This is a genomic window from Streptomyces sp. NPDC055632 (genome assembly GCF_053618675.1).
Map to the genome: position 1 here is coordinate 499,560 of NZ_JBSHHY010000002.1, position 9,247 is coordinate 508,806.

A 9,247-nucleotide genomic window follows, 5' to 3' on the forward strand; every position below is an offset into this window, starting at 1 on the left:
GTGCAGGGTGACGGCGAGACTGTGGGCCGAGTCGAGGGTGTGGGGGTGGTTGTCGCCGAGGATGCGGCGGCGTCGGGCGAGGGCGTCCTCATCGAGGCGACGAGCCTCGGCAGGTTCACCGATGGACCGAAGGGCAGCGGCGAGGCCGTGGGCCGAGCTGAGGGTGTCGGGGTGGTTGTCGCCGAGGACGCGTCGCCGTCGAGCGAGGGTGTCCTCGGCAATGTGGTGGGCCTCGGCTGGTTCGCCGAGGGTGTGCAGGGTGACGGCGAGACTGTGGGCCGAGTCGAGGGTGTCGGGGTGGTTGTCGCCGAGGATGCGGCGCCGTCGGGCGAGAGTGTCCTCGACGATGCGACGGGTCTCGATCGGTTTGCCGAGGGTGTGCAGGGCAGCGGCGAGGTTGTGGGCCGAGCGGAGAGTGTCGAGGTGGTCGTCGCCGAGGACGCGTCGCCGTCGGGCAAGCACGTCCTCGTACAAGCGATGGGCTTTTGTGCCCTCGCCGGTCATGCTCAGGATCACGGCCAGGTCATTGGCGGACTGAAGGGTGTCGGAGTGGTCGTCACCGAGGGTCCGCTCTCGCCGGGCGAACGTGTCCTCGATGAGAGGCAGAGCTCCTCTGAGGTCACCGAGGTCATTGGTCGCGTGGCCGAGGTACTGCGTACAGGTGAGGGTGTCCGGGTGTTCCTGACCGAGTTCGGAGATCCACGACTCGCGCAGTGAGGCAGTCAGGTCGTGTGCGCTTCGGGGCTGGCCGCTCCGAATGAGGAAGAGCGCGGCCTTGAGCAGGAGGGGCCTCAGCTCCGGACGGTCGTCGAGGACGACGTGCCGGGTGGTGAGGTGGGAGGCGAGCGAGGCCCAGCCGGGCCAGGATTCCGGGGCCTCCGGGTCGCCCGGTTCGACATTTCGGAGGACAGCCGCGACGTCGCTGTGGATCATCCCGGCTTGCTCCGAGACGACTTGGTCACGGACTACCGCTTGCGTGAGGCGGTGGATCTGGAAAGTCTCGTGGTCCACGCGGGCGAGTCCGTAACGGCTCAGAGGCTGCAAAGCGTTGTGCGGCCACATGAAGTCGTCCGGATCACCGGGAATGGTGTTCAGCCTGGGGCGGGCACTCTCCAGCCAACCAGTCGGAATGGGTTCGGGCCCGAAGAAGGCGCCGAGCCGCAGGAGGGCGAGGGCTTCGGGATGGCTGCTGGCGAGACGGTCGGTGGAAATGCCGACCGTGGCAGCCAGTGAAGCCGGATACCCCGGGGCATCGCCCTTTTCCAGGATCCTCGCCGTGCTGGTGGTGACGAGTCGGCGGTACCGGTCGAGGGTCATACCGCTGCTGATGACGCCTGCGGCCTGTGCAAGGGCCAGGGGAAGGTCGCCGAGGTCCTTTGCGAGGGCGTCCGCATGCTCGGACGTGATGCCCGGGACGCGGAGTTCGAGATAGGCAATGGCGTCGGAGCGGGTGAAGACGTCCAGGCCGATCGAGTGCGCGACACCGCGCCAGTCGGGATTGCGCGAGGTGATGAGGACGTGGCCGGGGCCTTCGGGAAGCCAGGGCTCGATCTGCGAGGGATCTTCGGCATTGTCGAGGATGACGAGCCAGCGCTGTTGGGTGCGCAGGTGCTGCAAGAGGATACGAGTGTTGTGTTCGGACCCCGTACCGGGTTTGGCGATACCGAGGCGGTCGGCCAGTTCCGTGTAGTGGACAGCCAGTTGGTCGACCCGCTCGGCGTCGACCCACCACACCAGGTCGTACTGGCTACGGAAGCGGTGGGCGTACGCCAGCGCGATCTGGGTCTTGCCGATGCCGCCCATCCCGTGCAGCACCTGTGCCGAAGACTGCCCCCGGCCGAGCAGTCCGTCACGGAGCCGAACGATCTCGCTTTCGCGGCCGGAGAAGTCGGGGTTGTGGCGGCGCACGTTCCACACGTCTGGTTGGCCGGCGCTGTTCGGAATCCTGGGCTTTGCGCCGTCCGGGACGGAATCCGTTTCCGTCATAGAGGTGTTGCCCGGAAAGGCTGGATTGTCGGCCGGACGTGTCCCGCCGTTGATTGCCTCCCGTAAAGCCGTCAGGGCAGTGGCCTCGTCCATGCCGTGAAGGTCCTTGCGGAGCTTCGCGGCCAGGAGCGGAGGGACGTCGTCCGTGGTGACGGGTTCGAGGGCGAGGGGAATGACACGGCCCCTGCGGGCAACGGCTGCGGTCCACTCCTCCTGAGTCCATCGCCCTTTCTCGAAGTAGGACCTTGAGAAGAGGGCCACAACGGCGTCGGCCGCTTCGAGAGCCTGATCCATGCGGTCCACGAAGTCGTCACCGGTTCGCCAGTCCCAGACGTCGAGGATGACCTGATGGCCGGCTTTTTCCAGGTGCCAGCCGACCCATTCCGCCCAGAGGCGGTCTGAGCCTGCGTAACTGATGAAGAACCGCTGCGTGCGCTCGGTCATCGTGGCCCCCCGAGTGATCCTGTACTTGCCGTGTTGCTGTGACAGTCAATGATCTTGCGCGGAGTAAGGATGCGCAGGAGAACGCCGCGGTCGCCGTTGTCGCCGTACGGTCGGCCTGACCGTTTCAACGGGCGTCGAGTCCGGTCTCCCGCTGAGTGGGAACCGACTCGTTCCCACCCGCCGGGCTCCAACCAGACCGGCGCAGGTGCCGCTCCGGCTCACGGACGCCGGCGATCTCCCCGAGGCCGATGACGTAGGGACGCAGACGCAGCTGGAGTTCCTTGAGATCCGCACGGAACGCGGCGTTGTCGGGCCACGCAGTCTCGTCCACCCGTTCACCCTGGGAGGCTTCCCAGGCGCTCATCAGTGGATGCCACTTCGCGAGGAACGGGGCGAGCTCGAAGTTGAGTATGTCCAGGACGAGTTCATGGACGGAGTTGCCTTTGGAAGGTGGCGGTGGCGCGGTGCCGGACTCCAGCGGCTCCCGGTACAGGTCGAAGAGAGTCTTGAGGGAGGTCAGCGCTTCACGGAGGTTCCCGCTGCCGTCATCGAGCGGACGGGTGGCTACCCGCGTGGAGGCCTGGAAGAACATTCGCAGGGCCGCTTGCCGCATGTCTGTGTTCGCGGCGAAGATCATCACGCTCCCAGGGAGGGTGAGTTGGACCTCCGTCAGCTGCGCAGACCGCCGGTAGAACTCGGCCCCCAGTACGACGGCGATCCCGACCAGACCGCCCACTACGACCGAGAGAAGCTGTCCTCCGGTCTGGCTGATGGAGTACGCGGCGATGCCGACCACCGCACCGACCAACCCGGCGAACACCGCCCGCGCGACTGTCCGGGCACCGGGGCCCCACGCACGATCGCGGCGCGTCACCACAAGAACCTCCCCCTGACTCCCTGTTGTCCACTGACAGTACTGATCGCCACCGGTACCTTCAACGCTCCTTGCGGGAAGGGGTATATGTGTGGAACGGATTCGCCTGTCCGCCCCCACCGGAGGTGAGGCCTCACCCATGCTTCGCGCCGGACCGCCGAACGCACCGGACAGGCGATGGGCAGGGGATGCCGAATGACCGACGGAGTGGCGCGGATCTTCCGAGGCAGTGTCATGCTCTGCGCTCCTGGTGTGGTGCGGTGATACGCGGCCACCTCCCTTGACGGCTGGATCCGCCGCCGTACGTGCCCACCGGCTTCGGCCGACAGGGCGGGATCGGTACGCGGCTTCGCATACGACCGATGGAAACGTTGAGGGGCCTGACCCGTTTCGGTGGGCCAGGCCCCTTATCCACAATTTCGACTTTCGAGTACCGGGATCATAATTCTGGAAAATGACAGCTTCATTGGCGGTGGCTTTCAATTGTCTATAGTTGGTCGCCTCCCAGGTTGGTTTCGCCGATCATTCGACTCCATTCGTCGATCACCGTCTGACCGTCAATGACCTTCTGTACCGCTGCCTGAATCGTCCTGAACTGTGGCCTCAGGCGGCTGCTGGACCGAGCGGCCCCTCCGATGCTGTCAGAGAATTCTTGAAGTTGTGCGGTCGTTCCCTTCGTCACGCTTGATAGTTCCGCGATCTCTTTGAAGAACTCTTGAGCTGCTTGTCGATCTTCTTCGGATAGGTCACTTTCTCCTGCACGCCTGATGAAACCGATGATCCCTGGATCGATCGAGGACAGGGCGTCCCAGTACTGTGTTCCTAGCTCATCCACTTCGCCAACTGGAACGGTAAGGCGTTCTGCGAGCTGTTCCGCCACGCGCATTCGCCCGGCAAAACCTCCTCCTCGCGCGTCAGAGGAATTCATTTTCTCGGATGCCCATACAGACTCCTGGCCGATGAGGGCGATGATCCCTGCGAACCTCTGAACGGTGTCCAGCCATGTCGGCAGTGCTTCCTCGGCCTTCGCCATGACTTCGATGAACCCAGGCTGTTCTTCAGGGCCTCGGCTCGACTGGGGTGATTCGACCGGCCTGATGGGAGGTGCCATCTCGATGACTTCAGAGATTTTCAGGGCCAGTTTGTGGACTTCTTTCCGGTATGCGGGAGAGTCCTCTTCTTCCAGTCGAAGTTCCCGCCAATCCACCCACTGTCGTTTCGCGATTAGCTCGACGACTTCATCGTCAGGCTGCTCCTCTGCTCCCTGTGCGAGTTGAGGAACGTTCACATAATGAATTGGAAGCAGCAGTTCTTCTAACCCGAGGCTGGCGGCGTGTCCAGCAAATTTGATCACCTCGCGCCTGCATTCCTGACTCTTGAGGAATTTAGGTGTGACAATTGGGATGAGGAAGGTTGTTCCTGTAAGTGCAGAGTCGAGTCGCATCCGCCACGCGTCGCCCCACTCGATCGACTTCTTGTCGAGGAAGATCTCGAGCGGCTCGCCGGTAATGATCTCGAACGCGTTGGCGATTTGTTCGGACAGTCGTGCGATTCGCCCTTCATCCAGTTGGTCATCGCGATGTGTGTAGCTCCAGAACCCGGCGGGTTGTGCGTTCGTCATGAAATAGAGAGTAGTCAATCGGGGTGATGCTTGACTTGGGCTTGATCTGATTAGTACTCCAGTGTGACTTCGTAGTTCCACGTCACGTCACGCGTGCGCTGGTTACCGGACGGTGTTCTGTCCGATTGCGCGGAGGACATCGGCGAGCCAGACCAGGTGGTGTCCCACGGCCCGGTCCGGGTCGGCGAGTAGGTCTTCAAGGTGCTGCCATGACTCGGAGAGCTGCCCGATCGTGATCGTTCTCGGTTCGTTGGGGACGTCGTAGAGTTCGTCGCCCGGAACAGACCAGAAGTAGTCGCGTTCGAGCGCCACAGTGCTGCCGGCTGACGCTTCGATGCGTTGCAGTGCCAGTTCGAAGGCGTGCCGGAGCTGATCAAGGGGAATCCGCAGAGGTTCGCTGTCCATGTGCTCATTGTGTCGATCAGGGGCCGTCGGACCGAAGCAAGGGGTTCGGTACCACCCTGGACCCGGCCAGGAGCGAGACCGGTCAGCGCGTGATCATCGGGGGTTGTGTGAACTCCTGAAAATCGTGCGGTAGCCGCGGGCCAGAGCGTGGACCCGGTCCGGTGGCGGGCGTTGTTCGACCAGGCCATGGCCCGGATCGCGGGCGGGTTCCGACGGGTGGAACCGCGGGCCACCGCCCGCGCGTACCTGCTCGGACTACTGTCCGGCGTGGAGCGCAAGAGCTGCTGGCGGCTGGCCGAACAGACTGGTCACGCACGTTCCGGGCCGATGCGGCGGCTGCTGCGAAGCGCCCGCTGGGAGACACGCTGATGCCGTCCGCGACGAAGTCCGCGCTTACGCCGTCGGTCACCTCGGTGGCGATGGTGGCATGCTGGTCGTCGACGAGACCGGCCTCCTGAAGAAAGGCCGGGTCTTGGCGGGCGTGCAGCGGCAGTACACCGGCACCGCCGGACGTATCGAGAACAGCCAGGTCGGTATTTTTCTCGCCGACACTACCGGCCGGGGGCGGGCGCTGATCGACCGCCGGGTCTGTCTGCCTGAGCGCTCCTGGTGCACTGATCCCGAGCGCCGCCAGGCGGCCGGGATACCCGACGAGGTGCGGTTCACGACCAAACCCAGCCTGGCCTGGGAGATGATCGTTGCCGCGCTGGACGCCGGGGTGGAAGCACCGTGAGTGACCGGCGACGAGGCATACGGGCAGGACCCGCGGCTTCGTGCCGCCCTGGAGGCCCGCGGGACCGGCTGTGTTCTAGCCATCGCCCGCTCCATCCGGATCCGGGTCAACTCCGGCCGCACACCGATTCGCACGGACACGGTCGTTGACCGCTTGCCCCAGGCTGCCTGGCACCGGCAAAGCGCCGGCAACGGTGCGAAGGGCCTGCGCTATTACGACTGGACGTGGATCCGTATCGGCACCGGCGAGCACCGCCATCTGCTGATCCGCCGCAACCCTGCCACGAGGGAACTCGCCTTCTCCCTGTGCTGGTCACCCGCCGCAGTGCCCCTGGGCGAACTCGTCCGCGTGGTCGGCAGCCGCTGGAGCGTAGAAGAGTGCTTCCGGCCGCCGAAGGCCAGGTCGGCTTGGATCACTACCAGGTGAGGCACTGGACCTCGTGGCACCGTCACGTCACGCTCGCCATGCTCGCGCTGGTCTTCCTCGCCGCCGTCGCCGCCGTCGCCGCCGATGCAGTCCTCGACCGACCAGCCGACCCACATCACCACACCCGGGGCAGCAACCCGATCTCGTTGATCGTTCCGGAGATCCGCCACCTGTTCACCGCTGTCTTCAACCCACCAGCAGTGTCCCCGGCCAGACTGCTGCATTGGTCGAACTGGCGCAGACGCCATCAGGCAACAGCCCGGCGCAGCCATTACCGACGACGCGTAGCCAGCGGATAGATCACGAAACCGCACTGGAGATTAGGGCGGTAGAGCGTTTCTGAGGTGACCACAGCCTTGTAGGCGGATGGTGGGACGGATGGTCTGCAGGCCTTCCTGCTGAAGCACCACATCGAGTCATAGCCTTGAGGCTCGTTTTTGAGCGGCTGGCTGGATCCGTGGAGCTGGCCTCCCCGGTCGCAGCGGCTTCGTCGGCAAGATCGTCAAGGCCAGGTTTCTCCGGACATTGCCCCTGATCCTGTCCGACCCACTACTGGCAGCGAAGCCATGGGCTTCGAAAGTCGCGGTGATGGCGGGCGGCCTGCACGGAAATCAGAGGTGACAGTGGTGGATCCCTGCAGGAAACCTCTGCTTCGCCTCGGGGGGCGGGAGGTGCGGCGACGGGCTGGCTCGCGTGCGGCCTGGCGAACATTGTTTTGGACCGGTAAGGGAACCCTCAGCCCCTCCGAACCGCCGCATGGGCCTGGGTCTTGCAGGATGAGCCCCAAGCCTCGGAAGCCCCAGCGGACGCTCGACATGCTGGCCTAGTGCGTCGAAGCGCTCCGACGGCAATTCGAAGATCGAGAACGTGCCTGAGTGATGCCAGCGAGCGGGCGCTCTACGCGGGAAGCGGTGGGTGCGCAGACAGAAGCAGGTGAGGCCGGTACTGAGATCAGTATCGGCCTCACCTGCTGTTTCGGCTGTCGGGGTGGCGGGATTTGAACCCACGACCTCTTCGTCCCGAACGAAGCGCGCTGCCAAGCTGCGCTACACCCCGATGTCGCTGCTCTGCGTGTTCACGTCGCGGCGACATCGATTACTTTAGCCCACGCGCGCGCTGAGGCGAAATCCGGTATTCGGGGGCGCCGCCCCGGGGTCAGGGGCGGGCCGTCAGGGTGAGGAGGGTGGCCTCCGGGGGGCAGGCGAAGCGGACCGGGGTGAAGCGGTTGGTGCCGCAGCCCGCCGAGACGTGCAGGTAGGACGTGCGGCTCCCGACCGTGTGGGTGGAGAGGCCCCGCGCCCGGTCCGTGTCCAGGTCGCAGTTGGTGACGAGCGCCCCGTAGAGGGGGACGCGGAGCTGGCCGCCGTGGGTGTGCCCGGCCAGGACCAGCTCGTACCCGTCCGCCGTGAAGGCGTCCAGGGAGCGCAGGTACGGGGCGTGGACCACGCCCACCGTGAAGTCGGCGTCCGGGTCCGGGCCGCCCGCCACCCGGTCGTACCGGTCGCGCTTGATGTGCGGGTCGTCCAGGCCGGTGAACGCCAGCTCGGCCCCCGACAGCTTCAGCCGCCCCCGGGTGTTGGTGAGGTCCACCCAGCCCGCCGCGTCGAAGGCGTCCCGCATCCCCTCCCAGGGGTTGTGGACGGCGCCGACGGCCGGCTTGTTGCCGTTGAGGCCGTGGCGGCCCTGCGCCTTCTCCAGGAGGTAGCGGGCGGGGTTGCGCAGCTTGGGGCCGTAGTAGTCGTTGGAGCCGAAGACGTACACGCCCGGGAACTCCATCAGCGGCCCGAGCGCGTCCAGGACCTCCGGCACCGCCTCGGTGTCGGAGAGGTTGTCGCCGGTGTTGACGACGAAGTCCGGGCGGAGCCCGGCGAGCGACTGGAGCCAGGCCCGCTTCTTGCGCTGGCCGCTCACCATGTGGATGTCGGAGACCTGGAGGACCCGCAGGTCGCCCATGCCCCGGGGGAGCACCGGGACCGTCACCCGGCGGAGCCGGAAGGAGCGGGCTTCGAAGCCCGCCGCGTAGACGAGTCCGGCCGCGGCCGTCGCCGTGAGGCCTGCCGTGATCTTCAGGGGGATCCCGTACCGTGCGCGCATTCCCCCATCGTCGCAGACCCGTGCGAGGGAAATGCGCGGGCGGTCGGGGTGCGGCACCTGCCACACTTGGGTCATGACCACGCTCAAGGCGAAGCTCCAGGACGACCTCAACGCCGCGATCAGGGAGCGCGACGAACTGCGCTCCTCGACCCTGCGGCTGACCATCACCGCGATCACCAAGGAGGAGGTCGCGGGCAAGACCAAGCGCGAACTCTCCGACGACGAGGTGCAGAAGGTGATCGCGAAGGAGGCGAAGAAGCGCCGCGAGGCCGCGGACGCCTTCGAGCAGGGCGGTCGCCCCGAGTCCGCCGAGCGCGAGCGGGCCGAGGGCGTCCTCCTGGACGCGTACCTGCCGAAGCAGCTCGGTGACGAGGAGCTCGACGGGATCGTCGCGGCGGCCGTCGAGGAGGCGAAGGCGGCGGGCGCCGAGGGGCCGCGCGCCATGGGCGCCGTCATGAAGATCGTGAACCCGAAGGTGGCCGGTCTGGCGGAGGGCGGCCGGGTCGCCGCCGCCGTGAAGAGGCTGCTCGCGGGCTGATTCCCGCGAGGAGTACGAGAGAGGGCGCCCCCGTCGTGCGGGGGCGCCCACACACGGGCGCGCGGGGGTCCACCGGGAACGCAAACCCGTACCCGTACCGGTAACGGCCGCAGTCGAAGATGACCC

Annotated in this window: 6 protein-coding genes, 1 tRNA gene and 1 pseudogene; 2 read left to right on the forward strand and 6 right to left on the reverse strand. The window is 66.0% G+C overall.

The annotated features are described in order from the left end of the window. The 4 genes from fxsT to ACWGSR_RS04950 form a co-directional block, all read right to left on the reverse strand. A partial coding sequence (fxsT, locus tag ACWGSR_RS04935; RefSeq protein WP_453563571.1) for an FxSxx-COOH system tetratricopeptide repeat protein occupies positions 1-2,430 on the reverse strand: 2,430 nt, incomplete at its 3' end. Between the two features lie 124 nt (positions 2,431-2,554). Further along, the gene (locus tag ACWGSR_RS04940) at positions 2,555-3,304 is read right to left on the reverse strand and encodes a hypothetical protein (protein ID WP_453563574.1); all 750 of its coding nucleotides are present in this window, start codon (positions 3,302-3,304) and stop codon (positions 2,555-2,557) included. Between the two features lie 487 nt (positions 3,305-3,791). Continuing rightward, entirely contained in the window at positions 3,792-4,925 is a 1,134-nt protein-coding gene (locus ACWGSR_RS04945) for a TIR domain-containing protein (protein ID WP_453563577.1), read from the reverse strand. 102 nt (positions 4,926-5,027) lie between these two features. After that, a complete protein-coding gene (locus ACWGSR_RS04950) occupies positions 5,028-5,330 on the reverse strand; it encodes a hypothetical protein (RefSeq protein ID WP_453563579.1) in 303 nt (100 codons plus the stop codon). Between the two features lie 186 nt (positions 5,331-5,516). Between ACWGSR_RS04950 and ACWGSR_RS04955 the strand changes: the two are divergent. Continuing rightward, a pseudogene (locus ACWGSR_RS04955) lies at positions 5,517-6,788 on the forward strand (IS701 family transposase). 683 nt (positions 6,789-7,471) lie between these two features. Here the strand turns inward: ACWGSR_RS04955 and ACWGSR_RS04960 are convergent. After that, positions 7,472-7,545 (reverse strand) — tRNA-Pro (locus tag ACWGSR_RS04960). A gap of 99 nt (positions 7,546-7,644) precedes the next feature. Continuing rightward, positions 7,645-8,583, reverse strand: coding sequence for a metallophosphoesterase (locus ACWGSR_RS04965; protein WP_376232940.1), 939 nt, complete (start codon positions 8,581-8,583; stop codon positions 7,645-7,647). 73 nt (positions 8,584-8,656) lie between these two features. Here ACWGSR_RS04965 and ACWGSR_RS04970 point away from each other — a divergent pair, with 73 nt between their 5' ends. Continuing rightward, positions 8,657-9,121 (forward strand): GatB/YqeY domain-containing protein, encoded by a 465-nt coding sequence (locus ACWGSR_RS04970; protein WP_376232938.1) that lies wholly within the window; start codon positions 8,657-8,659, stop codon positions 9,119-9,121. Positions 9,122-9,247 lie beyond the last annotated feature (126 nt).

Bases quoted from the DNA above. Each gene is read 5' to 3' on its own strand.
- ACWGSR_RS04950 (WP_453563579.1), bottom strand. From the start codon at position 5,330: ATGGACAGCGAACCTCTGCGGATTCCCCTTGATCAGCTCCGGCACGCC.
- ACWGSR_RS04970 (WP_376232938.1), top strand. From the start codon at position 8,657: ATGACCACGCTCAAGGCGAAGCTCCAGGACGACCTCAACGCCGCGATC.
- ACWGSR_RS04945 (WP_453563577.1), bottom strand. From the start codon at position 4,925: ATGACGAACGCACAACCCGCCGGGTTCTGGAGCTACACACATCGCGAT.
- ACWGSR_RS04965 (WP_376232940.1), bottom strand. From the start codon at position 8,583: ATGCGCGCACGGTACGGGATCCCCCTGAAGATCACGGCAGGCCTCACG.